This window comes from Roseivirga sp. YIW32 (assembly GCF_057219245.1).
In genome coordinates this window covers 168,158-194,327 of record NZ_JBXVVG010000001.1, presented here as the reverse complement: position 1 = coordinate 194,327, position 26,170 = coordinate 168,158, and the positions used below count along the sequence as shown (strand labels likewise).

Below are 26,170 nucleotides of genomic sequence, written 5' to 3'. Positions count from 1 at the left end.
TCTCAACCAAGGACTCGATCAATTGATCCTGCGGACCTTTCCGCTACCGGAAATGCTGGAATTCACCCCGGTAGGTTCTCCTCCATAATAGACGCTTCCACTGCCAGAAATGCGTACATCCAATTCGCCGAAAACCGTAATGGAGCCTCTTCCCGATCCTGAAATTCTGACTTCAAAATCCTCGACTTTCATGTTCTCAGCCAGGAGTTTGCCCGATCCGCTGATGGACAAGCTACCCGAGTTGGAAGAGCCACTCAGCTCAATATTACCGGAACCCGAAATACTGGCGTCTACATTGCGCGCATCCAGTTCCATTTCAATATCTCCTGACCCCGAAACCTTGGCTCGAAAGTTTCCTGTCTCGATCGTGTTCTGACCAACAATGTCCCCGGAACCGCTGACGCTAACTCCCCGCAATTCTTTTACCGTCACATAGACCTCGACACGGACATTATTGGAATCCCAAAAACGCCAGCTCGACCGACGATTACTTTCAATATTGAGCACTCCTCCTCTTACATCGATCTTCACTTCTTCCAAGTCTTCGTCATACCCCTCAACGATCACTTCGTTTTTGTTTCCCTGCGTTACGTACACCGTTCCGGCTACACGCATCGCGATCTCGTCGAAATCACCCACATCCACCATTTGCCTTTTCTGAGCAATTGCCGAAAGACTTACCAGAAATAGGGCCAATAGTATATACGTTCTTCTCATCTTCTTCTCTTTTTCACTTTATAGACAATTCATTTCCCAAAAGGTTGCATCACCGAAAGGCCATAACTTGGACTCGGCAGAGGCGTTGGAACCTTAAGTATAAGGCAATAGCTGCTGCTGTCAGCCCAATGAGCAACCCATACCAAATACCGGCTGAACCGAAATTAAAAACAAAGCCCAAAACATAGCTTGAAGGAATGGCCAATCCCCAATAAGCCGCCAGCGTGATATAGGTAGGCACTTTGACATCGGACATGCCTCGAAGTGAGCCCAATCCTACTACTTGGACACCATCCGACAGCTGAAAACAAGCAGCGATGATGATCAAGCCTGAGGCGATCGAAACGACCTCCTCCTCCTTGACATACAAGGTGGGTAAATACCCACTGAATGCAACATAGAACAAGGCACAGCAAGCCATAAAGATCAGGCTGATGTAAAAACTGGTATTCCCAACCCTTTTTAAGTTGACACCATCCCGCCTACCTATTTGATTGGCAACGCGCACCGTGGATGCAGCAGATATGCCGGAAGCCATGACATAGCTCAGTGACACCAAACTGATGGCGATCTGATGTGCGGCCAATGGCACTGTCCCTAACCAGCCCATCATAATGGCTGCCATGGCAAAGGCTCCAACTTCAAAGACAAATTGCACTCCACTTGGTATGCCTAATTTGAGCATGGGCTTGAACAGATCGGCTTTGGCTTTTAGCAATTGAAAACCCGCTCTGTACTTTTTGAATTTACCATAGTTCCAGACAAACCATCCCAAGCCGGCCGCCATGATTATCCTAGAGATAAAGGTTGCCCAGCCTGCTCCAATTAAACCCATGGCCGGTAAGCCCAGCTTTCCATAGATCAGCACATAATTAAGAACCACATTGATAACGTTCGCGGCAATGGTGACGTACATGGTCGGTTTAGTAATCGACTTTCCTTCTGCGAACTGGCGAAAGCCCTGAAAGACCATCAGCGGGATCAACGAACCAGCGATGATGAGAAAATAAGGCTTTCCCAAACTCACCACCTCAGCGGGTTGCCCCATGTAGGGCATCAGAACCCCCACGACCAGAAGCAATAAAAAGAGCAAAACTCCTCCAATTACACAGAGTAAGATCCCATGTCGGAGCACCCGCACGATCATGGGATCGTCTTGCTTTCCGTCAGCCTGTGCAACGAGTGGTGTGATTCCATAAGAAAGGCCGATGCCAAACATTAAAAAAAGACTTACGGCATTGTTGGCAAACGCCGAAGCCGCCAAGGGCGAAGAGCCCAATTGACCCACCATGATGCTATCGACAATACCGACAAGGATATGGCCCATCTGACTCAACATCACAGGATAGGCCAAATTGACCGTTTTTTTAAAATGATATCGATAACTTAAGGCCTCAGCCATTTTGCTCAATTATTCGGGCATATTTCAGTATTGCCGCAACACTTAGGCTATCCGTGATCTTTCCCTCCATGACCCAATTCAGTGCCTCGGCAAAGGGGAGCTTTTTGATCTTGATGTCCTCTGTTTCATCGAACTCAGGATTTCCTTCTTCCAGGTTTGAGGCAACAAATACATCTCCAACCTCGTCTGTCACTGAATTCGAGGTATGGATGGTGCAAAGATGCTCCAAGTGCTTAGCGACTAATCCGGTTTCTTCTTTCAACTCGCGCAAGGCACCCTCTTCTGTTGGCTCGTTCAAGGGCACTCCACCCATTGGAATTTCCCAGCTGTACAGATCAAGTGTGTATCGATACTGTCCCACCAACCAGGTGTTTCCTTCTTGGTCAATTGGTAAAATGCCGATGGCCTTGTTCTTAAAGGAAACCTTACCATAGATGCCATTTCCTCCTGATGGATTGATCACCTCGTGTTCATCTAAACGAATCCATGGATTTTCATAGATCTTCCGTTCGGTTAGCCTAGTCCAAGGATTTTTCTTTTCGTCCATGGTCAAAATTAGCCAAAGCTTTTATAGAACACATATCTCTGCTTATGTTTATCAAATGCTAGAAAGAGATTTTGGATCCGGTAAACGAGAGGCGGGTTGCGACGAGGCGGGCAGAGGTCCACTCGCCGGGCCCGTGGTGGCTGCGGCTGTAATTCTTCCCAAAGGCTATGAACACCCTTTGCTGAATGACTCTAAAAAACTGAATCAACAAAAACTCGACCTGCTGGAGTTGGAAATCAAAGATAAGGCAGTTGCTTACCAGGTCATTGAAGTAGGCCCGGAGGAGATCGACGAGGTCAATATCTTGAATGCCTCATTTTTGGCCATGCACCGGGCAATTGATGGACTTCGCATCCAACCGGAAGTGTTACTCATTGACGGCAATCGCTTCCCATCCTACAAAAACCTCGAGCACCACTGCATCATCAAAGGAGATGGCAAGTACATGAGCATTGCGGCCGCCTCCATTCTAGCTAAAACGCATCGAGATCGCATCATGCGCAAGGCAGCATTGGAATACCCTGGTTATGGCTGGGAAACAAATGTCGGTTACCCTACAAAACAGCATAAAGAAGCCATCCAAAAACTTGGCATTACGCCTCTCCACAGGCGCTCATTCCGGCTCTTACCCGATCAAATGGAATTGTTCGATTGACCACTCACGCATAGGTCATTAACGCCATGACCTCAGCAATCAAGCTAACCTATTCGTAGCGCAAGGAATCAACAGGGTTGCGCTTGGCTGCTTTTACGACTTTTCCAGAGATTGAGAGCAGTGCCACCAACAAGATCAGAAACACCGGAATCAACCCGCTAATGACATTGGGCGTAACATGATAGGTAAATATGGTACCCATCAGTCCAGAGACCAAGTAGGTACCTAAACCAGCCCCCACCACAGAGGCAAGGCCTACGATGATCAAAAAAGGCCGATTGATCAAGGTGGCAATGCGCAATATCGATGCGCCCAACACTTTACGAATACCGATTTCTTTGATCCGACTTTGGATATTGATAGAGACCAAGGTGAACAAGCCTATGGCAGAAAGAACAACGGCGATCACGGCAAGGAATAAAAACATTTGCAAAATATTCACATTGACATCCTTAGCCTCTCCCAGCACTTCCGTTTCGTGAGTCAACACATTGGAAGGCCTGTTCTTGATCAATTCTGTCCAGGTTTGTTCCAGGTAGTCTATGGTACCGCCTAATGCCTCTTTTGGGACCTTTACGATCAGCATCGATAGGTCCTGGTCGTCTTTCAATCGAAACATGACAGGGTCAATGGAACCCCAAAATCCCCAGGTGTAAAAATCGTCCAATAAGCCCACAACCGTTAGGTTCAAGGTGTCCTGAATGGTCACCCGCTCACCGATCGGGTCGGTCCAGCCAAATTGAGAAGCAAAGCGTTCATTGATCAAAATTCCATTGACCTTATCATTTTGTCGGTTAGCCTCATCAAATGACCTTCCTTGCCTGACGCGAAATCCGAGTGCCTCCACGTAATTGATCCCCACATCAAAAACAGAGACCTCATAAGTCAACTCGCCACTTCGAACAGCGCGACCATAGGAACCCCAGCCCACATGATTGTTGGTCAAGGCAGTATATTCTACCTCAGGATTGGATTCTACGGCTGCTTTAAATCGTTGCGCTTCATTCGAATCATTCAAAGGCACCATCAACACCCCATCCCGCTCATAGCCCAGATCGAGTTCTTCCTGGTAGATCGAATTTTGATAAAAGGTGAAACCGAAGACCAAAGCCAATACAGAAATGAACATTTGTAGCCCCAGCAACACCCTAGACAACATGGAAGATGAACCCACTTTCAAACTCCCTCTTAAAATCTCTACCGGTTTGTAGCGACTGACAAAAAATGCAGGATACCCCCCTGCTAGCAATCCTGTGCCGATCAAAATGGACAAGAGGAAGAGGACCAACTTCGGGTTATCCAACAAGGTGACCACCACATCCACGTTGGGCCACATGCTATTGTATTTTGGCACCAGCCAGATGGAGAAGAGTAAGCCCAAGATCAAGGCCAGAAAGCATAAAAATAGATTTTCCCCTAAAAACTGAATCACCAATTGCTGTCTTGAACCTCCTACAGTCTTTCGAATCCCGATTTCCTTTAACCGCTTGTTGGACATGGCGATCGCCGTATTGGTGAAATTGAAGCAAGCCAAGAGTAAAATCAGCAAGGCCATGATGTTCGGCACCGTAATGTGCTGAGGGTGTAAAGTCTCGTTACCCAAATTTGATCCGTTGATGTCTCTAGAATTGAATGGAACTTCTGCCATTGTCTGTAGCCAGAAGGCATTCACCTGAAAATCTTCCCGTGTTTCCGACTGGATGGCTGCATATTTTGCGAGTGCTTGAGGCACTTTCTGCTGGATGTCAGGGTCAGCACTTTGTATGAACAAGCCATCGATAAAGCGACCCCAGTCTGTTTTATCCACGTCATACAGGCGATAGAAATTCTCGAAGTTACTCAGCAATTGGAACTGCATTGAGCTTTGCAGACCCGGCTGTTCAAATATCCCACCTACTGTCATGAGCACATTAGCCTCCGAATTCCTGACCAATTCAATCGTTTCTCCTACTGCATTCACTCGACCAAAAAGTGCAATCGCCACTCTGTCTGAGATCAGTACGGTCGACAACTCCTCGTAACTTCCCGCATTGCCATGCAACATGGTAAAGGTGAACATGTCCATGAAATCCTTGTCCACAAAAGCCATAGTTCGATTAAAGACATTGTTTTCCCTTTTGATGGTGACGCCTGACCGCTCGAACTTACTGACCTTTTCAATGGTCGGGATCTCTTCTTGAATCACATCTCCCAGCACCATCGGAGCAAAACCAAAGGGAACATTTGCCCCGTTTTGATCGCGATAACTGGATACTTGATAGAGCTCTTCGTAATGCTCATGCTGTTTGTCAAAACCCATGGCAAATTCATAATTGAGGAATGCCACGATGCAGCAGGCTAAGGCCAGGCCTAATCCGATGATGTTGATGATCACAAAGACTTTGCTCTTCATGAGGCTACGCAGGGTAACCTTTAAAAAATTCTTAAACATGGTCGACCAGTTTGATTTGAGTTTCTTTCCTTACAGATGAAAAAGTTGAAGAAAAGGTTGCATCCACTCTGGCGATTGTGCGATTCATGGGTATTGCAAGGTAAAGATTTTAGAAGAGAAAGAATGATTTCAAGGGCTGTTGCTTACATTTGCAGCAAATAAGTGATGTTATGGAATTGAAGAAAGTTGCCTTGAACGACCTGCACGAAAAATTAGGAGCAAAAATGGTTCCTTTTGCAGGCTACAACATGCCCGTGCGCTATTCATCCGATATTGAGGAACACTTGGCAGTGAGAAATGCCGTTGGTGTCTTTGATGTATCGCATATGGGTGAGTTCGTACTCGAAGGTCCTAAGGCAATGGATCTGATTCAGCGTGTGGTCAGTAATGACGTGAGCAAATTGGTCGATGGACAAGCACAATATGCTTATTTACCGAACGAAGAGGGTGGAATTGTGGATGACTTGCTGATCTATCGCTTCAATCAAGAAAAGTGGATGTTGGTGGTGAATGCTTCCAACATTGCGAAAGATTGGGATTGGATCTCTGCTTATAATACGGAGCAGGTACAGATGAAGAACGTTTCGGATAACTACTCCCTTTTTGCTGTACAAGGTCCTAAAGCCACAGAGGCATTACAAACATTGACTTCCGTCAACCTAGCGGACATTCCATTTTACCATTTTGTGGTTGGCCCTATGGCTGGTGTGGAACACCTGATCATTTCTGCCACGGGCTATACGGGTGCCGGAGGTTTTGAGCTCTATGTGCACAATGACCACGCGGAAATGCTTTGGAATAAAATTTTTGAGGCAGGTGCCGCCTTTGATATTAAACCTATCGGCTTAGGCGCGAGGGATACTCTTCGACTGGAGATGGGCTATTGCCTGTATGGCAATGACATTACGGATGAAACCTCTCCGATCGAAGCTGGACTGGGCTGGGTAACCAAATTCACCAAAGAGTTCACCAATTCAGCAGCCATTCAAAAACAGAAAGAAGAAGGCGTTAGTAAACGACTTGTCGGCTTTAAAATGATCGACAGGGGGATTCCAAGAAGCCACTATGAGATCATGGATGCCGAGGAGCAAGTGATCGGAGAAGTAACTTCTGGTAGTCAATCGCCTTCGATGCAATGCGGAATAGGTCTTGGGTATGTGAATAAACCATTCACCGCACCGGGTACCGAGATCTACATCGCCGTTAGAAACAGAAGGCTAAAAGCTGAAGTTGTTAAACTGCCTATTTTAGGAAAGTAGATACACTGCAGTCAATCCCGAATCAACATAGCCACGTCATCCTGTCCCGATAGTTATCGGGATGATTCAGGGTCTCATTAAATTAGATGTTGAAACGAGTTCAGCATGACGTTTTGATTTATTAAGGAATAACGTCAAACAATAGTAAATGAACATAGAAGTCTGTTATACACCCGACCTCATTCATCAATTTGAGCTCGAAGGAAAAGTGGTCGTAGTGATTGACGTGCTGCGGGCTACCTCTTGTATGGTCGCTGGTTTGAATAGCGGACTCTCGCGCATCAAACCCATCGCTACTGTTGAAGAATGCTTGGCCTTAGGAAGGGAGGGCTATGTGATGGCTGGTGAACGAGGTGGTCAAAAAGTGGCTGACTTTCAATTAGGGAATTCCCCATTCGAATATATGGAGCCAGCGCTTAAAGGAAAAAAAGTAGCGGCTACCACTACGAACGGAACCCGGGCCATTTCACTGTCGACTGGAGCTGATCAGGTATTCATTGGCGCCTTTCTTAACCTCGGAGCAGTCGTGAAAACCTTGGCTCAACGCGACCAGGATCTTGTACTCTTTTGTGCGGGTTGGAAAGGGAAATACAATCTTGAAGACACCTTATTTGCCGGAGCGGTATGCGATGGTTTGATCAAGCAGGCAACATTTTCCGATGACGCCTCAGTTTCAGCCCTGTACCTGTACAAAAGCATGGCTCACGACTTACATTACTACATCAACAGGAGCAATCATGCCGCCAGACTCTCTTCTTTTGGCATTATGAAAGACATTGAATACTGCGCCCGAGTAGATGAATTTACCGGCGTTCCGTATTTGAATGCAGAAGGAGAACTTCAGCTTTAGGCAGAGGCCTGTGTGCTGCCCTGAGCGGACTCTTCTCTCAAATCAACTTGCACCTCTGCATTTTTCAATACGTTCTGAAGCCTCTTTGACTTTTCTCTCAGCCCGTAGACCCACTTATTCAAAGGCTGGAAGATCCCCGGAAGGTCATTTCTAAACACATCGCAGAAAAGCACGACACGCGTTTCTTCCGTCCTATTCCAAACGGCATGGCGGTAGGTGTCATCAAACAGCACATCCTCACCTTCAATCCAATCATACCGTTCACCTCCATTCACGATGTAGCATTCGCCCTCCTTCGGAATGACAAGGCCCAGGTGATAACGATAAACACCCTTATAAAAGCCGTTATGTGGAGGGATGTGCTTTTGTGGACCCAAAATAGAGAACATGGCCGTGGTGATCCCCGGAATCTGCTTCAGCAATTCGGTTGTTTTCGGTGCCTTGTTGCAATTGGTCTCTTGCCAATTGTCGTAGGCTTTGAACATAAAAACACGCCATGCCGCCTTATCCTGATCTGAGATAAAGCGTTGGATCTTGTCGACCTCATGGAACTTTGGAATATTCTGCTCATCCTTTAGCACCTCAATCAGCTCTTCTTGAATGACTTTCCAGTTGTCCTTTAAAAGCTTATGCTCCGGAAAATACTTTTCCAAGGAAACCATTGGCGGGTTTTTGAAAACAGCCCTCAAGATCAGCGAAAATGTAATGGCAATAAGGCTTGGTTCGACGAAGTAGAGAATAACATTAAAAAGGAGAAACCCTCCAATGACCCAACCAATAATTTCTAGTGCTAGCATAAAGTGAAAAAAGTTTTGACCTGCTTTTAGTTCATTGTTGGGTCAAAAATGCAGAACAAAAAAATCCATCGCAAACATGCGATGGATTAAATTCAAATTAATACCGTTAAAACAACAAACTGATCACTTCTTGGTAATGGTGATCGTTGTGCTCATTTTCAGATCCATTGGAATTTCCATTCCTTGCGCTTTCGCTGTCCCTGTTGCGTCTTGTTGCACTTGTACTTTGGATGGCATTCCATTCTCCGAAAGGTCATAGATGGTATTGACCGTACCCGCCATTTCAGATTCAATGCTCATGCCCATTTGTTGTTGCGAACCTTTTACAGTTAGTTCCCCGGCTGACATGATGGTGGCATTGCCGTCATAGTACCTTTTTGCTTTTAGGCTCGCAGGAAGGGCATTAAACACCACCTCATTGCTATACTCCCACTCTTTGCTACCATCTGTTGGGTAGATGGTGAATAAATTTGTTAGGTTAGATTTCACCATGTCTACGCTTAACAATTGGGCCATGGTTTGTGATTGACCTGCCTGTCCGATAAGCGTTTTGTCTAAGTCAGCAATAATGGCTTTTGACATTTCATCCAAGCCCTCAAAACCCTGCACTTGACCAAATTTATCCATTTGAAAACGGTACTCTTTATTAACAAATGCCTTAGCGACATCATTCATTTGACCCGTTCCTTCAGAATCCATGGTCTGTGCCGGCTGCATCGGGGCAGAAATATCTATTTTGACCTGTTTAGTAGTGGCCTTCATAGAATACATGCCATCGCTGACACCAAGGACTTCCAATGTCTCAACGATTGAAATGCCTTGGCCTACTTCCATTTTTTGGCCCATGGCTTCTTGTTCGATGTTGAGGTCTATCACAGTTTTGACCTCATAGACCTCTCCTTTTTTTAAGTCGTAGGATTTGATCTGTGCATTTATTGAAGCAATGCTAAAGAGCATCACCACAACACTTAGTGTGATTTTTTTCATTAGGGTTTTAGTTTGTCGTTTGTTTGATGTCTTGTCTTATCTCTTTTGGTTTTTTTATCCATCCGATTGGTCCATGCCTCTTGCAGATCCACGCCTGTTTGATTCGCCAGACAGACCAGAACAAACAGCACATCGGCCAGCTCCTCTCCTAGGTCCTTTTCTTTGTCCGATGCCTTTTCGGATTGCTCACCATAGCGCCTAGCCATGATCCTGGCCACTTCACCAACCTCTTCGGTTAGCTGAGCCATATTGGTGAGTTCGTTAAAATACCTCACGCCAATCGTTTGGATCCATTGATCTACTTCTTCCTGAATTAGGGATAATGGTTGCTGATCCTTCATATCTCTTTATTCCCGCTGCTTTGTATCAATAATGATGGTCACCGGACCGTCATTGATCAGGTTTACCTTCATGTCGGCGCCAAATTCACCAGTTTTGACCGTTTTCCCCAAGAGATTTGTCAATTCTTTTTTGAAATCTTCATAAAGAGGAATGGCAACCTCTGGTCGGGCCGCTTTGATGTAAGAGGGGCGATTCCCTTTCTTTGTGCTTGCATGTAGGGTAAATTGACTGACCAATAATACTTCAAAGCCCTTGTCGAGTAGGCTTTCGTTCATGACCCCATTCTCGTCTTCAAATATTCTGAGGTTGACGATCTTCTTTGCCAACCATTCAATATCACTTCGATCATCGGCCTCTTCAACCCCCAATAGTACCATAATACCTTGTTCAATAGCTGCCTTGGTCTGCCCTTCGATCTGCACAGAAGAACTCAATACACGTTGAATCACTGCCCTCATTCTCCAAAAAACTTCATTAATCCGTTAAGATTCAAGCGAAATGCATATTTTCACCTCATGCGAATAAGCCGGGCTTGGGTATTTTTTTATATCGGATTAACCGTTTGTGCCTTCTTTTTCTATCGCGAGTTTCAAGCTGCCCTTACCTATGAGTTTGCCGAAGCTTTTGACGGAAACGATTACCGCCTGGCCTATGACTATTTTTTAGGAACTGCATCCGCCTATGAGGTACCTCCCCCTTTTCACCAAAGAATTTTGGTCCCCTTACTGGCCAGCTGGTTCGGGCAAGGCATCCTAGTCGACTTTCAAGTGGTCAATCTCATCTTTAGTATCCTTTCCGTTTGGGTTATCTTTCTGTTGTGGCGTCAACTCGGACTTGAATTCAAATGGATCATGTTCGGCTTCATATGGCTACTCTTCCACTGGACCGGGATGATCCGGCTTAATGCCTTTGATCCCATCACGGTAGATCTGCCGCTTTATCTCTTTCAAGGACTTTTTCTGCTGTGTCTAATTAACAGAAAGTTCACGCTTCTGCTCCTGCTAGCCCCACTGGCAACGGCACAAAAAGAATCATTCATTGGTTATATGGTGGTGTTATTGGGCTATGCCTGGTGGCACAATAAAAAATCGGATGACGGCTACTTTGACTTGAAACCGATCGTACTCGCTACACTCTTCGCTATTCTGACAAAGGTGGCTCTTGGTTTCTTATTCCCTCCATCTGAAGCGGGCAGAGGACCTCTGCTGATGATCGCCTACCAAGCCAAGCAATTGATCACCCAGCCCTTTGAAGTGCTCAGGTGGTTAGCTGCCTTGAGCATGGCATTTGGCCCTCTCCTCTGGATAACAGGCTTAAGCTATGCAAAAACCCGTAGTTGGGACGTAAGGCGTAACATGCTGTTCCTTTTTAGCGGACTGAGTCTAGCCTATGCCTTATTGGCTGGTGGAGACATGACGCGCATTGCTTATTTAGGTTTCCCATTCGTCATGACTTGGCTATTGGTAGAAGCCCAACGGGCAGACTTAAAACACTTAATTTTGCTTGCTCTGCTCTCTCTCCCCTTTATGATGCTGCATCAGGCCATTCCAGATCCAGCCTTTCAGTGGGAATTGTGGCAAGAATGGTATCCTGAATTTGCGAGCAAACAAACCGTGTGCATCGTACTTGCTTATACCTTGGCCGCCTTCACCATCCTCTTCTTAAATAACAGGAAAGTATGGCGCTAGGCGGTTCCAGTACACTACTTCTGGTTGTGGACTCCACTTTTCGTCTTTTCTTTAGTATTTTCAACTCGTTCAACACAATTATATGAAGCAATCCATTCTACGCATCGCTCTGGCCATCAGCCTATTCGCCGGACATTCCTTGGTCGCACAAAAAACGACACCTGTCTTTAAAGACGGACAGGCACAAATTGTAGAAGACTTTAACGATCCTACGCAATGGATACGTGAAGACCTTTGGGTGGAAACAAGTTTTGATACCGATGGCGATGGACGGCTTGACCGTGTTCATGTGGCCGTGACGCGGCCTCAGCAAACAGAAACAGAAGGCTTGAAGCTTCCAGTGGTCTATGAGACCAGTCCTTATTATGCTGGAACTGCTGGAATGGCGGAGGGACTTTTTTGGAAAGTCAATCATGAACTAGGTGAAACCCCTCCCTCTAGGACTCATGTAGAAGTTACCCGAAGAGGAGAACGTCCGATCATATCCAATTCGCAGATCCGTACTTGGGTGCCTCGTGGCTACATTGTTGTGCATTCTTCCTCACCGGGCACCGGGCTTTCTGACGGGGCCCCTACCGTAGGCGGAGACAATGAATCGTTGGCACCAAAAGCGGTGATCGAATGGTTGGCCGGAAAAGACAACGGATACAAAACGAGAGAAGGAAACGAGAAAGTTGAGGCTTATTGGTCTACGGGAAGAGTGGGCATGACAGGCACTTCTTACAACGGAACACTTCCTTTGGCTGCCGCGACCACCGGCGTAGATGCCCTAAAAGCAATCATTCCCGTTGCTCCCAACACCTCGTATTACCACTATTACCGCTCCAATGGATTGGTCAGAAGTCCGGGAGGCTATTTAGGGGAAGACATTGATGTGCTGTATGACTTCATTCATAGTGGAAAGGAAGAGAACAGGCCTTATAACAACAAAACCGTCCGCGATACCGAAATGGCGAATAATTTGGATCGCATCACCGGAGATTACAATGAGTTTTGGGCGGGTAGAGATTACCTCAATGACATGAAACCGATGAAGGCCGCGCTCCTCATGTCGCATGGATTCAACGATTGGAACGTGATGCCAGAACACAGTTATCGGATTGCCATGCAAGCGAAAAAAATGGGCCTGCCTGTTCAAATTTACTACCATCAAGCAGGACATGGTGGACCTCCACCCATTGCCATGATGAACAAATGGTTTACCAAGTACTTGCATGAGGTCGATAACGGAGTAGAAAATGACCCTAAGGCTTGGATCGTAAGAGAAGGAGATGCCCAAGCTGAACCCACTGCTTACGCCGATTACCCTAACCCTGACGCCAAAAACGTAAGACTCTTTTTAGGAGAAGGCGGAAACACTGCGGGAAGTATACAACTGAAAAAAGGAAATAAGGCAGAGGAGACTTTGATCGATGACGTTTCCTTTGATGGAAAAGCACTTGCCACTGCCATCAGTTCGCCACATCGCCTGCTGTACCTAACCCCTACTTTGAAGGAAGACCTGCACCTTTCCGGTCTTAGTAGCCTGACCATTCGTTTGGCCAGCAGCAAGCCCGCAGCCAATCTATCGGTTTGGCTGGTTTCACTTCCTTGGAATGATGCCGAAGGTGCAAAGATCTATGACAACATCATTACTCGCGGTTGGGCCGATCCACAAAACCATCGCTCCCTAACCGAAAGCGAACCCTTGGTTCCTGGTAAGTTCTATGAGATGACCTTTGATCTACAGCCCGATGACCAGATCATCTCGGCCGGACAACAAATCGGCCTGATGATCTTTTCGAGTGATAAGGCATTCACCTTGCATCCGGCGCCGGGTACCGAGTTGACTATCGACTTGTCGAAAACATCACTCACCTTACCTGTTGTCGGAGGCAAAACAGCACTAGAAGCGGCCTTTGGCAATTAGCACCTACATGCGCTGCATGATATCTGATTCGTAGAAGTAACAACCCTTGTCGTCTTGCTGTGCTACTTTCATCATAGCGTCTGCTACCTTATCGGCATGGATCGGTTTGTATTTCTTCCATGGCCCTAAAAACGGGATCAATCGGGTGATGAACTGGGCAAATTTTTCTCCTGGTCTATTCTCTTTTCGATCACCTCGCAGCAAGGAAGGCCTGAAAATGTAAATGGTGCGGTAATTGAGAAATGAGACCTCATGCTCGAGTTCTCCTTTAAGGTTCAAGTAGAAGTTTCCAGCGCCCTTTTTAGCCCCTAAGCTTGAGATCAAAAAGAACCGATCAGCTCCTTCTTTTAATCCCCTCTTGGCCAATTCCATGCAGTAGTCGTAATCCACTTTGCTATAATCTTCCGGATTGGGTGTCTTTTTCTGAGTCGTACCCAAGCAGCAAAAGATATCATCGGCTGATGGAAAGTCCTCCATCGAGGCCAAGGCGTCAAAAGAAACCGTAAGTTCAGTCAGTTTTTCATGTTGAGTGCCTAAAGGCCTTCTGACCAAAGCGATGACGGTGGCATAGTCCGAATTGGCTAAAAGTCGTTGGATCAACGATTGACCGATGAGGCCACTCGCCCCGGCGATGACTGCAGTTTTTGAGTCCATTCCTCTAAAATAGCCAAAAATTCCAACTGCATGGTCAGGCCTTTGTCCTTGGCGTACCACAGGTGCATGTACTCCGAAAAGGCTTGCCCTGACATTTTTTGGCTTTGCTTATTCTCCAAAAACTCTTGTTGAATGGGCTCAGGACGAGGCCCCCAAGTACCCAGCACCTGTAGCTCTTTATTCAGCGCGATCAGTTTGGGAATAGACTTCGCTCCGTTGGTTAAAAAGCGCTCCATCAATTCGGGATGTTCATCGCGGATGAGCAGCTTCAATTTAAGATTCGCGTTGTGCTCGACCATTTTTTGCATGAAAGGAAGACTTTGTCCGGCATCACCACACTAGGCCTCCGTCAAAACCAACCAAGTCATGGGCTCCTCGATCTTCTGGAGCTTTTCGATCAGGTCGGGCAAAAGCTTACCGATCTTGTTCCATTTCGCCATGCGCTTTTCAGCCAATCGGGTGTAATTGATATAGGCTTCCGATTGATTCGGACCCGTGGTTTTATCCTGCTCAAGTAATGTTCTGGTCAGCAGTTGGTATTCCTTGTACGAAAGCGCTTGCTTGATTAATTCGTTGGTGATCTCTCCCTTCATTTCTTTTCGATAATCAGAGAAAGTAACTCTCCATCAATCAGAAAAGTTCAGGTCTTCCCACGACTTATACTTGCCTAAGTCATCTTGAAAGCTTTTGCCTAACCAAAGAAGGATGGTCGCATCATCTAAAAACCCGGCAATAGGAATAAAGTCAGGCAGGGCATCGATTGGGGTTAAAAAATAGATCAGACCAGCCACTAACATCACCAAGGTCTGCCAAGGGAGGCTTTTGTAGTTGCCATTGACCGAATTGGTGATCATCCGAATGATCAGACGGACATAATCGACTAATTTTTTTCTGAGGCCTTCATCATTTTCTGACGCCTTCAATTTTTGACTGGCATTTTCAAGTACCTCCTTTAAGGCATCGCTATCCTGCACGATCCGCGCCGCTCTATTCTTAAATTGATTGAAATAGCGTTTTTCCTTAGCGTTAGGTCCTTTTGTCTTAGCCATAATTAAAATGATTGCCTGATCTCATTTTTGATAAAAGAAAGGGTATTTCCAAGGAAATCCTCTTGCTGTTGCATCATTTCATTAAATATAGCACTTGAAAGATCAACCGCATTGTCCTGTTCCCCCATTTTTTCGCTAGCCACCTGAATCAAACCGATCAAGGTATTCATGGCTTGCTGAATACGTTTCCATGCCTCATCGCTCATATAGATCTGTTGCGAATGATTATAGTGGTATTCATCGCGAATCTCACGTAGCAGCATTTGTTGAAACTCTGCCGCTGAAAGTTGCGGATCGGTTAAGCGGATCAACATATTATTGGGCGAAATTCTTTCCAAAAAAAGCGCCATTCGCTCATATGCTTGCAAGCGCAAGGGTAGAATAGTTTCTGTATTCTTGGCCTTGAGGGAAATGAGTTGACGATCAAAGTCTTTTTGCAAAAAACTCCGAATCACTAAGTACATCGCATACAAAACGAGTGCTGCCGGAAGTACAATTTTGATGAGGTCTCCTAAATAATCCATTTGAACTTTAACGACGAATACGTGTTCTTTTGTTGGCTTGAAAATAGTCAGAATATCGCAGAGGTATTAAGTTTACTTTGGAAAAGGTAATTTAGCGCAAATGGATTTAAAACCAGTTTCATTAACGGCCAAGGCTGTCGAAGAAATCAAAAAGATCATGGACACCAAAGGAATCCCTGAAGGATATGGTTTACGCATTGGCGTGAAGGGAGGAAAGGGCTGCATGGGTATGGGATACATGTTGGGCTTCGACAAAGCCAAAGACAGCGACATCACCTACCAATCAAAAGGAGTCGATATCCATATTGAAAAAGGACAAACTCTCTATTTGGTAGGGCTTGAAGTTGATTTCTACGAAGGAAGTGATGCACGCGGTTTTACCTTCACCAATCCAAATTCCGTAACAAGCGAATGAGTACTGTAACATATGACGTGGTCATCTTAACTGACGATCGCTACGTCGCCCCAGAACAAACCAATTGGTACATTGATAACATCTTGACGGAAGACGGACTTGTTCGAGCGGCGTTAGAAAAACAGGGGTTACGCGTTGCCAGAAAAAGCTGGTCAGACCCTACATTCGATTGGTCCACAACCCATGCCGTGCTCTTTAGAACGACCTGGGATTACTTCGATCGCTACGAAGAATGGAAAACATGGCTTGAGGCATTAAATAAGCAAACCCAACTGATCAATCCATTTGCGTTGATTGAATGGAACATGGACAAGCATTACTTAGGAGACCTTCAGGCAAGAGGGATCAATATTCCCGAAACGCTCTATCTTGAAAAAGGAACTTCTACCTCGTTGCGGGAAGCTTTTGCCAGTAAGGGCTGGAAAAAGTGCATCCTGAAACCCTGTATCTCGGGTGCTGCCAGACTTACCTTCAAGATCGATGAATCAACCATCGATGCGCACGAAGAACTCTATAACAAACACATCGCAAATGAAGCCTTCATGCTTCAGCCTTTTCAAGAACAAGTTGTCACCGAAGGTGAAGTCTCTTACATGGTGATGGGCGGGCAGTTCACTCATGCGGTTCTAAAGAAAGCCAAACCGGGTGATTTCAGAGTACAAGATGACTTTGGCGGGACAGTGCATGATTATCAGCCGACACCGGAAGAGATCGCCTTTGCTGAAAAAGCCATTGCCGCCTGTGAACCTTCCCCTTTTTATGCCCGAGTCGATGTGATCAGAGACAATAGCGGTGACTTGGCCGTGATCGAGCTCGAAATGATAGAACCTGAATTGTGGTTTAGGTTAAAGCCTGAAGCGGCTGATCTCCTCGCTGAAGCCATTGTGAGCAGGGCCTAAAGAAATTCGAAGGCACTTTTGTAGCCTCCGATCTCTTGAACGTGGTCGATGACTGCATTGAAAAAAGGATCTTTTCCCAAGGTGGCAGAATCACCAACGATGATAAGCCGGGTCTTGGCTCTTGTCATGGCCACATTCATCCGTCGATATTCTTTTAGAAATCCGATCTCTCCCTTGTCATTCGATCGTGTCAAGCTGATGCAGATGACGTCACGTTCTTGCCCTTGAAAGGCATCGACAGAATTGATGACCACCTGTTCGCGTACATGATCAAAGGCCCGATGCTCTTTCAATAATTCTCTCAACACCTCGGTCTGTGCTTTGTAAGGAGCGATGATCCCAATGCTTTGATCGAGTGACAGGTTTTGTCCCAAATAATTTAAAAGCAACGCGGCTTCCTCGGGGTTGTAGGTGCTTAAGGTTTGCTTCTTTACTTTCTCCTCAAATCCACATCCTGCCGTATCGATGAAGACAAAATGGGGCCAATCCGCCGTGCGCTCACGCAAAATGACTTCTTCCGCCGTATTGAGTTTGGATTCGTAGAAATAGTCACTTGAGAATTTCATGATCTCCGGATGCATTCTGTATTGCGTCTCTAGCATCACCGACGCATTTGACACCTTTGTTGCCCGCTCAAAAAGGGTGTATTCAAGGCCTTCTTTTCCTGCTTTGATAGACTTCACTGTTGGAGGTAATTGCTGATGATCACCAGCCATGATTACGCGATAGGCCTTTTGGATCGCTATCCAGCAAGCAGGCTCGAGTGCTTGAGAGGCCTCATCGATGAATACTGTTTTGAACAAACGGTCTTGGATCAAGGAGTGAGTCGAACCCACCAGAGTGCAGGCGATCACTTGGGCTTTATCCATCAGGTCTTCGGTGATCTCCTTTTCAATCCGACGAGCATCTTCTCGGTAGAGGCGTGCCTCCTTTCGAAGCAACTCCCGCTGAAAACGCTCCTCTTTGCCAAAACTCCTCTTGTATTGGCTAGCCATGCGTTTGTACTCCTCCTCCTTTTTTCGAATACCTTTCAGCTCTTTGAAAAAGGCATGCCTCGAAATCTTGACATCCAAACTATTCTCGATCACCTCAGGCGTTAAACGGGCAGGATGGCCCACTCGTAAGACCTCAACACCCAAGGCATCGAGTTTTTCTACGATCAGATCAACAGCCGCATTACTTTGGGCACAAACCAGCACCTGACGCTCCGTCTTCACCACTTCCTTTATCGCATGCACCAGGGTTGTTGTCTTTCCGGTGCCAGGAGGTCCATGGATAACGGCAAGGTCTTTTGCATTGAAAACCTTGCTCAAGGCTTTATTTTGAACTGTATTTAGGTGAAATGATGCGTACTCATGTCCATTGTTAAAGCTGAGGGCATTCGCTCCATAAAATTTTTCTCTCAATTCAGCCAATCGGCCTTTCTCGGCAGTGATCACAGTCTTGAGTGCTTTGCTCATTTCGCGATAGCTGCCTTCATCGAACAGCAGGTTGACGCCTAGCTTTCCATCTCGAATCCAATCGGGTAGATCTGCTGAATTCAATACGATGCGCATCGTATTTTTGCGCAAATAACCAATGACCCCAGAAGTGGTTAAACTGTCGTCTGCACCCAGGAAAATACTGACTACTGCCCCGACCTGAAAGGAGTGGTTTTCTTCAAGATGAGTCGTTCGCTCCAGTTCTATGGTAAAGCGTTCTCCGGTGCTAATGAATTGGTTCTGTAGAACGGTAGGATACCAGGTAACGCCTTTTTTGCGTCGAGCATCCAAGTCCATGTTGAGCATCTTTTGCTCATATTGTGCGTAATCCTCTTTCTTTTCAATCTGTAAAAGGCCGGCGAGGTGCTGAAGTGTTTGTTGTGCCTGGGTCATTCAGCACTTCGAACCATGGTGATTCGAGATTGTTTGATATTGCCTTCAATTGGTGGATTTTTCTTGGCAATTGAAATTTCAATGGTGCGCGCCAAGGCAAAGGAGGCAAACATGCGGTCGATCATTCGTTGCGCCAATCGTTCCAGCAATTTGGTAGGCTCCTGCATCTCTTCTTTCACAATGGCATAAATGGTTTCATAATTCACAGTTCCCTCCAGATCGTCGGATTGGGCCGCGCGGTCAAAATCAGTAGTGACATGAACATCGACAACAAAATCGTTGCCCTCCTCTCGTTCGAAATCATAAAAACCATGAAAGGCATGGAATTCCATGCCTTCAAGTGATACAATGTCTTTGTTCATGTTTAATCGAATTGATCGAAGAAGGAGCCTTTTTCTTTCTCCTCTTCCTCATCTGCACTTGGTTTTTCAGTACTGTCCTTTGGTGAATCTTCACCAGCAGTTGCGGTGGGCTTCTCGTCATCCATGTCTTCTAATGAAGGCATTTCTTCTGCACCCTCTTGCTGGTCTACCATTTCTGAAATACTATCCTCTGTCTGCTTTTCCTCATTTTCAGCAATGATCTGCTCCACGTCAAGCGATTCAGCGGACATGTCATTGAAGGAACGGCTCAATTCCTTACCCTTCTTCACATGAGATTTGATCTCTGCCGGAAATTCTTCATGGCGTCCAATTTTAGTTATGATGTCTTCTGCCAGCATTTTCAAATCCGACATTAAGGCTGTTTTGTTCGCATCCAAAGACCTAAACACTTGTTCCAATTGACGAATCTCATCTTCCATGTCGTCAATGATCTGACGGGCCTTCGACTCTGCATCTTCAATGATGTTCTTGGCTCTATTCTTGGCCTCCGACATCAAGGCATCTGCCTTCATTTCCGTTTCGCGCATATGCAGTTCGGCGGTTTTGGTTGCCTGTTCTATCATATTCGCCCCAGTATCTTCAGCGGTTTTAAGGGTTTTGAAGAGTGAGTTTTCCACCTCTCTCAACTTTTGAACTTCCTTCTCCGAAGACTCAAGTTTGTATTTTAATTCCTTACACTGTTCATTCAGGCGTTCCCATTCCATGGAAAGGGTATTCATAAAGGCCTTGACATCTTCTTTGTCATAGCCTCTAAATCCTTTTTCAAATTCTTTTTGCCTGATCTCTAATGGCGTAATGTTCATGCTTAAACAAGATTAAAAGTTAAGTCCCAGATGGAAATACTTCGGTCGTCACTGGCCGAAACAAGTAGGTTGTTGTGGTTGGTCCAAAGCAGCTTGTTCACAGAAGTGCCATGGCCAGCGTGTCTGGCTTTGTCAATGACCTTTAGCAGTTGAAAGGTCTCTGCATCCCAGACTTTTATGGACTTATCCATACTACAAGTTACAAAATGTTTACCATCAGCACTAAAGTCCAGATGGTTAATTGCAAACATATGAGCGACAATCGATTGATGCAAGTGGTAGTCATTCTCCACATCCCAGATTTTAAGATGTGCATCGCGGCTGCCGCTGATCAAGTAACGGTCATTTGGAGAATATTGTATGGTAAAAACAGAGATTTCATGCGCATGGATCTCCTGAATCAAGCCAAAATCACTGAGGCTGTAAATCCTGATCTGATGGTCGCTGAACCCCACGGCCATGTGTCCGTGAATACGGCTGATCGCAAGTGTTCGCGCGCTCTTTTCCGACGCCCGGATCACACGAAGTGTTTGTAGGCTATTTAGGTCAAGAACATGTACCTCACCATTCCCTAAAGCAGCAATGATTTTTCCATCAACAACAGTGATGTCAAAGATGGCGGCAGCTCCTAGTTTCTTCGATCCGATCTCCTTCTTCTCTTTCAAGTCGATGAGGTGGATGCCGTCGAAATTTTCTCCAACAATGAGCAAGTTCTTCTCGGCAAAATAGTGCAAGGCATAGACTGAATTCGACAGCTTCGCTAACATTTTCCCCTTCTCAGGATCATCCAGGTTCCATTCCGCCACAACCCCGTCTCCTCCGGAAGAAAAAAACTTATTGCTTTCCGGCGAGGGGCATAAGGCGTAGACACAGTCTTGATGACCTGCAAGAGTCGCTACTTTCTCTACCTTAACTTTAGACATCGTAATAAAAACCCTAAATTGAGCTCGAACAAAGCTAATCAAAGCATTACCAAATACACATTTTTACATGCCAATTACGCATCAAGTTTCTTTGAGTCCCGACTTGTCTTACTGTATTTGGAAAATTGACGAATCTGAAGAGCAATTGCTCTCCTTGCTGCAATTGGATGCCATTGAACTGGCAGATTTCAACCGTGCCAAAGTTCCGGAAAAAAGATTGGAATGGTTGGCAGCAAGAAACGCCTTGAAAGAATTGCTGAATCCTTTTGGCCAATTCTATTTGATGAAGGATCAATTCGGCAAACCTCACCTGACCACTAGCGATTGGCAAGTGTCCATGTCGCATGCCAAGGGCTTTGGTGCTGCGGCCATTCAGAAGAGCAGACCCATAGGGATCGACATTGAATTGGAAAGGCCTCAGATCAGCCGCATCGCAAAGAGATTCCTTCACTCGGAAGAAAAAGAATGGGCCGACCACAGCATCACCTCCTTGACCAAGATTTGGGGAGCAAAAGAAGCGCTTTACAAACTACATGGTCGCACCCAATTGATCTTTGCTGAACAATTGCTCATTCAGCCCTTTCCGGAAAAAACTGGCGTCATCATTGAGGAAAACAAGGCATCTACACATGCGCTCGTCTTTGATAAATACGAATCACTTTACATTAGTGTGGCCTACTGAGCCTAAGCAAGAATAGCCGAGAGCTGCTTGATCTCCTCCACCTTGTCCATGTGACCGAGTTTTTCATGGGCATTGGATAAATTTCTCAAAACCCGCTGAATGATCTCAAGATTGCTGCAAGGCTCATAGTATTTTTCGTCTTGCGGCAATTTCAAGTTGGTGAGGTAATCGTCGATTTCTTTCTTAGAGAACACCAAGCCCCTGTTGAAGGCATTAATGTAAAATTGCCCCCCTTCGTGTTTGTAGACCATCACAAACAGATTGGGCAAATTGACACCATAGATGGGTAGCTTCAACTTCTTGGCCACCAGCATGTAAATCACGCAAAGGGAAATGGGATTTCCTTTCTTGGTTTGCAGCACCACGTTCAACATGCTATTGCCTGGCGAATGAAAATTCTTGGTGTTGGCGCCAAAGTGGAGCTTATTAAAGAGCACCGAATTAAGGATCTTGATCTGATCAACCGGGTGGATATCCGCTTTGAACTCCGTCCAGGTTTCATAATAGATCTGCTCCAAACTCTTTTTCAATTCCTCTAGCTCAAGATCAGGGTATGAATAGGTGCTAATGAGCCACATGCCCTCTAGTAGATCTTGCTCTTCACTCTTGTGCCAGGCATAAAGTTTTTCCTTGAGCAACTCGAATTGCAAAGAGTGCACCAATTCTTCTATCCGCTTTTGCACCAATGGATTGAAACTATTCTCCCACTCAAACTCTAAATAGGGGATAATGTAGGTACCAAGCGACATGATGCGATCTTCAACGTGTTGCACCACTTCATTGTCTTCATCGTCAAGCAATGAAACCAAGGCCTTCAATTCTTTATTGGTAAACTGCTCTTCTGCCATGCATTAGGTTTGAATAACACCTACGTTAAACTGCTCGGTGATAGGGGCGTGATCGGCCGTTTCAATTCCGGTGGCAATCACTTTTCTTGTTTCCATTGGATCGATAATGCCATCCACCCATAAGCGGGAAGCGGCATAGTACGGAGACATTTGCTCTTCGTATTGTTGCTTGATCTCATCCAATAGCTTGGTTTCTTCCTCTTTCGTGATCTCCTTTCCTTGGGCTTTCAAGGTTGACACTTTGATCTGTAAAAGTGTTTTGGCCGCAGAACCGCCAGACATCACGGCCATTTGAGCCGTAGGCCATGCGTAGATCAATCGAGGGTCATAGGCTTTGCCGCACATCGCGTAATTACCGGCACCAAAAGAGTTGCCTGTCACGATCGTGAACTTAGGCACCACAGAATTTGCCATGGCATTGACCATTTTAGCACCGTCCTTAATAATGCCTCCATGTTCTGCACGGCTACCTACCATAAACCCACTGACATCTTGTAAAAATACCAAGGGAATCTTTCGCTGGTTGCAGTTCATGATAAAGCGGGCAGACTTATCGGCAGAATCGGAATAGATCACTCCTCCCATCTGCATTTCTCCTTTCTTAGACTTGACAACCAAGCGCTGATTGGCGACGATGCCAACAGCCCAACCTTCTATACGCGCATAGCCACAGACAATGGTTTGTCCATATTTCTCTTTGTACTCATCAAATTCGGAATCATCGACTAATCGTTTGATGATCTCCCGAACATCGTAAGGCTTCACCCGGTCATTGGGCAGCAAGCCATACAGATCTTCTACCTTTTCTTTTGGCGGCTTTGCCTCCTTTTTATCGAATCCTGCTCGCTCGAACGCACCGATCTTATCAAATACATTTTTGATGTATTCGAGACAGGCCTGGTCGTTGGGGAATTTATTGTCTGTTACTCCCGAAATTTCACTTTGTGTGGTTGCTCCTCCAAGAGTTTCGTTATCGATATCCTCACCAATTGCGGCTTTTACTAAGTAGGAACCCGCTAAAAAGATCGATCCGGTTTTATCTACAATAGCCGCTTCATCGGACATGATGGGCAAATACGCTCCTCCAGCAACACAGCTCCCCATGATCGCAGCAATTTGGATAATGCCCATAGAAGACATCTTGGCATTATTTCTAAACTGACGACCAAAGTGCTCTTTGTCAGGGAAAATCTCATCTTGCATGGGTAGAAAAACACCAGCGCTATCGACTAAATAGACAATGGGCAATCGATTTTCCATGGCCACCTCCTGAGCTCTGAGGTTCTTTTTTGCCGTAATTGGAAACCAAGCCCCTGCTTTCACGGTCGCATCGTTGGCCACGATAACGCAGCTCCTTCCTTTGATCTTTCCGATGCCGGTCACCACTCCACCCGAAGGACAACCTCCATAGGCTTCGTACATGCCTTCACCGGCAAAAGCGGCTATTTCCAAAAAGTCAGATGGATCGTCGATGAGGTAGCTGATCCGCTCTCTGGCGGTAAGTTTTCCTTTTTGATGTTGCTTTTCAATCTTCTTTTCACCTCCTCCTAAAGCTACTTTCTTCAGTTTGCTTTTTAACGCATAGACCAACTGACGATTGGCATCATCATTTTTATTGAATTCAATATCCATTAGGTGTTATTTGTGCCAAAAAAATGGCAATTCTAGCTAGTTTACTTGCGCCTAATTTAGACCCATTACCGCACTATACAAAGATAGATTTTGTGTATGGCAGCTAGTTTTTCTTCTTGGTTGCTTTTTTACGCCCGTCTGCCGGCGGAACGTATTTTTTACCAAAAACAGAGACGTTGACGTATCGTTTGGGATTGTAACGGAAGTCGACCAAAAGGCTATCCAGGTCAGAAAGCGCCAGGTTTATGCTGTTATACAAAGAATCATCTGACATCAGCTTGCCTAGTGTGCCTTCATTAGAGTTGAGTTTGCCCAAGAACTCTTGCGTACCGAGCAACACCGTGTCTATGCGCTGCAACCTCGATTCGATATCTACCGCATTCAATTTCTCTCCTAAGGCTGTGTACTCCTCTAGTAGTGGTTTCACCCCTCCCATCGCTACGACGAGTGAGTCGGTGACGTAATCGATCTTCAATCGAACCTGTTCCAAGGTCATTTGTGCCTCATCCGTCATGACGATCAGATGATCTGAAAGTGTTTTGAAATTATCTATGGCCAGGGCAATGGTATCGGCTTTATCGGCAAAAGGTTCCAGTACCGTATTGATCTTATTCACAAGAGAAGAAAGCTCATTCGCTGCGCTCAACCCTTCCTCTGCCAAAAGTTCGCTAATGCCCTTGTCCACTCCACCAAGTAAGGTGTCACCCGATGCCAAGAATTTGCTACCTCCGGGACGCATGATCAACCGCACCTCTACTCCACCAAGTAGATCCGGTTTGGCCAGCATGGCTTCCGTACTGTCATTCAGCACGATGGTTTTATCGATCGCTAAGGTCACCACCACCTCGTCGTAATCGAGCGAGCTGAACTTGCGTTCGACTACATTTCCAACATCGAGCCCATTGAGAATCACTCTCGCCCCTTTGTTGAGCCCGGAAACGTTTTGATAATTTACGTAATAGGTATTGAGTGGAGAGAACACATCTAGGCCTCTCAGGTAATTGAAACCTAAATAAAGCGCTACTGTGGTTACTACCACAAACAGACCGACCTTAAACTCTTTTGTTCTTGCCACTAATCCTTTATTGAATCCAAATATTCAAAATAGTCTCGAATAGACCTAAAAATAGCAGAAGCAATGTAGTCCTGCACCTTATCCGTAGAAAGTTCTCGCTCTTCTTTCGGATTTGATAAATAGCCGATCTCGATCAGTACACTCGGCATGGCCGTATTCCATAACACCCATAGGCTCGACTGCTTCACCCCTCGACTTGTTCTTCCTGCACGCTTAGCAAATTGATCTTCTAATGTTTGGGCCAAAAAGACACTATTTTCCTGATAGGCCTCCTGCATGATCTCAAACATGATGTTCACCTCTGGAGAATTTGGATCAAAGCCTTGATAGATCTCCTCGTAGTTCTCTTCGAGCAAAATCACCGAATTCTCTCGCTTTGCCACTTCGAAGTTTCTCCCTTCATTCTTCGTCCCCATCACATAGGTTTCCGTACCGTAAATGTTTTCATATCCTTTCGGCATGGCATTGGCATGAATGGAAACATAAAGATCAGCCTCTTTTTCATTGGCAAAGTTGGCACGGACCTTGGGATGACTATACTCATCCTTTTTTCGAATATAAAGCACTTCAATGTTATCCGTCATGCTCTCCAAATACTTGCCCACTCTCATGGTAACACTTAATACCAAGTCCTTCTCCTTCAGTCGCTTACCGCTGGTTCCATGGTCTTTACCACCATGTCCTGCATCAAGCACTACTTTGTACTTTTTCGCACTAGTTTCCTGGGCAACCCCTTCTATTGAGTTAAAGAAGGTTAAAAATGCCAATAAGATGATGAATAGATAAATCTTCACAGGTTTGTTAATGAAACGGCTTATTAAAATA

The 26,170-nt window shown here is 45.7% G+C and carries 27 protein-coding genes and 1 pseudogene; 8 read left to right on the top strand and 20 right to left on the bottom strand.

What is annotated here, in order from left to right; genetic code table 11:
* Positions 1 to 18: 18 nt before the first annotated feature.
* From AC2D6U_RS01005 to AC2D6U_RS00995, 3 genes are read right to left on the bottom strand one after another with little or no spacing between them, the layout of a single operon-like run.
* A complete protein-coding gene (locus tag AC2D6U_RS01005) occupies positions 19 to 717 on the bottom strand; it encodes a head GIN domain-containing protein (protein WP_484719068.1) in 699 nt (232 codons plus the stop codon).
* Positions 718 to 766: 49 nt separating this feature from the next.
* Positions 767 to 2,119: an MATE family efflux transporter gene (locus AC2D6U_RS01000; RefSeq protein ID WP_484719067.1), complete on the bottom strand. Its 1,353-nt coding sequence runs from the start codon at positions 2,117 to 2,119 to the stop codon at positions 767 to 769.
* Positions 2,112 to 2,666 (bottom strand): NUDIX domain-containing protein, encoded by a 555-nt coding sequence (locus tag AC2D6U_RS00995; RefSeq protein WP_484719066.1) that lies wholly within the window; start codon positions 2,664 to 2,666, stop codon positions 2,112 to 2,114. Before AC2D6U_RS00995 ends, AC2D6U_RS01000 begins: the two co-directional genes overlap by 8 nt.
* 55 nt (positions 2,667 to 2,721) lie before the next feature.
* On the opposite strand from AC2D6U_RS00995, the gene AC2D6U_RS00990 reads away from it, so the two are divergent.
* Positions 2,722 to 3,321 carry a ribonuclease HII gene (locus AC2D6U_RS00990; RefSeq protein WP_484719065.1) on the top strand — a complete coding sequence of 200 codons (600 nt, stop codon included), beginning with the start codon at positions 2,722 to 2,724 and terminating at the stop codon, positions 3,319 to 3,321.
* 49 nt (positions 3,322 to 3,370) lie between these two features.
* Here AC2D6U_RS00990 and AC2D6U_RS00985 read toward each other — a convergent pair whose 3' ends face one another.
* The gene (locus AC2D6U_RS00985) at positions 3,371 to 5,713 is read right to left on the bottom strand and encodes an ABC transporter permease (protein ID WP_484719064.1); all 2,343 of its coding nucleotides are present in this window, start codon (positions 5,711 to 5,713) and stop codon (positions 3,371 to 3,373) included.
* Positions 5,714 to 5,922: 209 nt separating this feature from the next.
* Between AC2D6U_RS00985 and gcvT the strand changes: the two genes are divergently transcribed.
* A complete protein-coding gene (gene gcvT, locus AC2D6U_RS00980) occupies positions 5,923 to 7,011 on the top strand; it encodes a glycine cleavage system aminomethyltransferase GcvT (RefSeq protein ID WP_484719063.1) in 1,089 nt (362 codons plus the stop codon).
* Between the two features lie 148 nt (positions 7,012 to 7,159).
* Positions 7,160 to 7,861: a 2-phosphosulfolactate phosphatase gene (locus tag AC2D6U_RS00975; RefSeq protein ID WP_484719062.1), complete on the top strand. Its 702-nt coding sequence runs from the start codon at positions 7,160 to 7,162 to the stop codon at positions 7,859 to 7,861.
* Here AC2D6U_RS00975 and AC2D6U_RS00970 read toward each other — a convergent pair.
* From AC2D6U_RS00970 to dtd, 4 genes are all read right to left on the bottom strand, one after another.
* The gene (locus AC2D6U_RS00970; protein ID WP_484719061.1) at positions 7,858 to 8,658 is read right to left on the bottom strand and encodes an aspartyl/asparaginyl beta-hydroxylase domain-containing protein; all 801 of its coding nucleotides are present in this window, start codon (positions 8,656 to 8,658) and stop codon (positions 7,858 to 7,860) included. The two genes, AC2D6U_RS00975 and AC2D6U_RS00970, sit on opposite strands and share 4 nt — an antisense overlap.
* Positions 8,659 to 8,781: 123 nt before the next feature.
* Positions 8,782 to 9,645: a DUF6263 family protein gene (locus AC2D6U_RS00965; RefSeq protein WP_484719060.1), complete on the bottom strand. Its 864-nt coding sequence runs from the start codon at positions 9,643 to 9,645 to the stop codon at positions 8,782 to 8,784.
* Entirely contained in the window at positions 9,645 to 9,986 is a 342-nt protein-coding gene (locus AC2D6U_RS00960) for a nucleotide pyrophosphohydrolase (RefSeq protein WP_484719059.1), read from the bottom strand. Before AC2D6U_RS00960 ends, AC2D6U_RS00965 begins: the two co-directional genes overlap by 1 nt.
* Before the next feature lie 6 nt (positions 9,987 to 9,992).
* Positions 9,993 to 10,445 carry a D-aminoacyl-tRNA deacylase gene (gene dtd / locus AC2D6U_RS00955; protein WP_484719058.1) on the bottom strand — a complete coding sequence of 151 codons (453 nt, stop codon included), beginning with the start codon at positions 10,443 to 10,445 and terminating at the stop codon, positions 9,993 to 9,995.
* A gap of 57 nt (positions 10,446 to 10,502) precedes the next feature.
* On the opposite strand from dtd, the gene AC2D6U_RS00950 reads away from it, so the two are divergent.
* Positions 10,503 to 11,675: a hypothetical protein gene (locus AC2D6U_RS00950; RefSeq protein ID WP_484719057.1), complete on the top strand. Its 1,173-nt coding sequence runs from the start codon at positions 10,503 to 10,505 to the stop codon at positions 11,673 to 11,675.
* Positions 11,676 to 11,757: 82 nt separating this feature from the next.
* Positions 11,758 to 13,584 (top strand): Xaa-Pro dipeptidyl-peptidase, encoded by a 1,827-nt coding sequence (locus tag AC2D6U_RS00945; RefSeq protein ID WP_484719056.1) that lies wholly within the window; start codon positions 11,758 to 11,760, stop codon positions 13,582 to 13,584.
* A 3-nt stretch (positions 13,585 to 13,587) separates the two neighbouring features.
* Here the strand turns inward: AC2D6U_RS00945 and AC2D6U_RS00940 are convergent, their stop codons facing one another.
* The 4 genes and pseudogenes from AC2D6U_RS00940 to AC2D6U_RS00925 form a co-directional block, all read right to left on the bottom strand.
* Positions 13,588 to 14,238: an NAD(P)H-binding protein gene (locus AC2D6U_RS00940; protein WP_484719055.1), complete on the bottom strand. Its 651-nt coding sequence runs from the start codon at positions 14,236 to 14,238 to the stop codon at positions 13,588 to 13,590.
* Positions 14,181 to 14,831, bottom strand: a pseudogene (locus AC2D6U_RS00935) (thioredoxin family protein). Before AC2D6U_RS00935 ends, AC2D6U_RS00940 begins: the two are co-directional and overlap by 58 nt.
* Before the next feature lie 33 nt (positions 14,832 to 14,864).
* Positions 14,865 to 15,287: a YkvA family protein gene (locus tag AC2D6U_RS00930; RefSeq protein ID WP_484719054.1), complete on the bottom strand. Its 423-nt coding sequence runs from the start codon at positions 15,285 to 15,287 to the stop codon at positions 14,865 to 14,867.
* 2 nt (positions 15,288 to 15,289) lie between these two features.
* Complete coding sequence (locus AC2D6U_RS00925) at positions 15,290 to 15,811, bottom strand: DUF7935 family protein (protein WP_484719053.1); 522 nt, start codon at positions 15,809 to 15,811, stop codon at positions 15,290 to 15,292.
* A gap of 100 nt (positions 15,812 to 15,911) precedes the next feature.
* On the opposite strand from AC2D6U_RS00925, the gene AC2D6U_RS00920 reads away from it, so the two are divergent.
* Entirely contained in the window at positions 15,912 to 16,226 is a 315-nt protein-coding gene (locus tag AC2D6U_RS00920) for a HesB/IscA family protein (RefSeq protein WP_484719052.1), read from the top strand.
* The gene (locus AC2D6U_RS00915) at positions 16,223 to 17,125 is read left to right on the top strand and encodes an ATP-grasp domain-containing protein (protein WP_484719051.1); all 903 of its coding nucleotides are present in this window, start codon (positions 16,223 to 16,225) and stop codon (positions 17,123 to 17,125) included. Before AC2D6U_RS00920 ends, AC2D6U_RS00915 begins: the two co-directional genes overlap by 4 nt.
* On the opposite strand, the gene AC2D6U_RS00910 is transcribed toward AC2D6U_RS00915, so the two are convergent.
* The 4 genes from AC2D6U_RS00910 to AC2D6U_RS00895 are packed head-to-tail and all read right to left on the bottom strand — an operon-like array spanning position 17,122 to position 21,108.
* Positions 17,122 to 18,999, bottom strand: a complete 1,878-nt coding sequence (locus AC2D6U_RS00910) for an AAA domain-containing protein (protein WP_484719050.1) — start codon at positions 18,997 to 18,999, stop codon at positions 17,122 to 17,124. The genes AC2D6U_RS00915 and AC2D6U_RS00910 overlap by 4 nt on opposite strands.
* A complete protein-coding gene (gene folB / locus AC2D6U_RS00905) occupies positions 18,996 to 19,361 on the bottom strand; it encodes a dihydroneopterin aldolase (RefSeq protein ID WP_484719049.1) in 366 nt (121 codons plus the stop codon). Before folB ends, AC2D6U_RS00910 begins: the two co-directional genes overlap by 4 nt.
* 2 nt (positions 19,362 to 19,363) lie before the next feature.
* A complete protein-coding gene (locus AC2D6U_RS00900) occupies positions 19,364 to 20,185 on the bottom strand; it encodes a DivIVA domain-containing protein (RefSeq protein ID WP_484719048.1) in 822 nt (273 codons plus the stop codon).
* A 2-nt stretch (positions 20,186 to 20,187) separates the two neighbouring features.
* Complete coding sequence (locus AC2D6U_RS00895; RefSeq protein WP_484719047.1) at positions 20,188 to 21,108, bottom strand: WD40 repeat domain-containing protein; 921 nt, start codon at positions 21,106 to 21,108, stop codon at positions 20,188 to 20,190.
* Between the two features lie 67 nt (positions 21,109 to 21,175).
* Between AC2D6U_RS00895 and AC2D6U_RS00890 the strand changes: the two genes are divergently transcribed.
* Entirely contained in the window at positions 21,176 to 21,790 is a 615-nt protein-coding gene (locus AC2D6U_RS00890) for a 4'-phosphopantetheinyl transferase family protein (protein ID WP_484719046.1), read from the top strand.
* Positions 21,791 to 21,792: 2 nt separating this feature from the next.
* Here the strand turns inward: AC2D6U_RS00890 and AC2D6U_RS00885 are convergent, their stop codons facing one another.
* The 4 genes from AC2D6U_RS00885 to AC2D6U_RS00870 form a co-directional block, all read right to left on the bottom strand.
* On the bottom strand, positions 21,793 to 22,638 hold the full coding sequence (locus AC2D6U_RS00885; protein ID WP_484719045.1) for a transglutaminase-like domain-containing protein: 846 nt from the start codon (positions 22,636 to 22,638) through the stop codon (positions 21,793 to 21,795).
* A 3-nt stretch (positions 22,639 to 22,641) separates the two neighbouring features.
* The gene (locus AC2D6U_RS00880; protein ID WP_484719044.1) at positions 22,642 to 24,270 is read right to left on the bottom strand and encodes an acyl-CoA carboxylase subunit beta; all 1,629 of its coding nucleotides are present in this window, start codon (positions 24,268 to 24,270) and stop codon (positions 22,642 to 22,644) included.
* Between the two features lie 103 nt (positions 24,271 to 24,373).
* A complete protein-coding gene (locus tag AC2D6U_RS00875) occupies positions 24,374 to 25,345 on the bottom strand; it encodes an MlaD family protein (protein WP_484719043.1) in 972 nt (323 codons plus the stop codon).
* Positions 25,345 to 26,139: an N-acetylmuramoyl-L-alanine amidase family protein gene (locus AC2D6U_RS00870; protein WP_484719042.1), complete on the bottom strand. Its 795-nt coding sequence runs from the start codon at positions 26,137 to 26,139 to the stop codon at positions 25,345 to 25,347. Before AC2D6U_RS00870 ends, AC2D6U_RS00875 begins: the two co-directional genes overlap by 1 nt.
* Between the last annotated feature and the right edge of the window lie 31 nt (positions 26,140 to 26,170).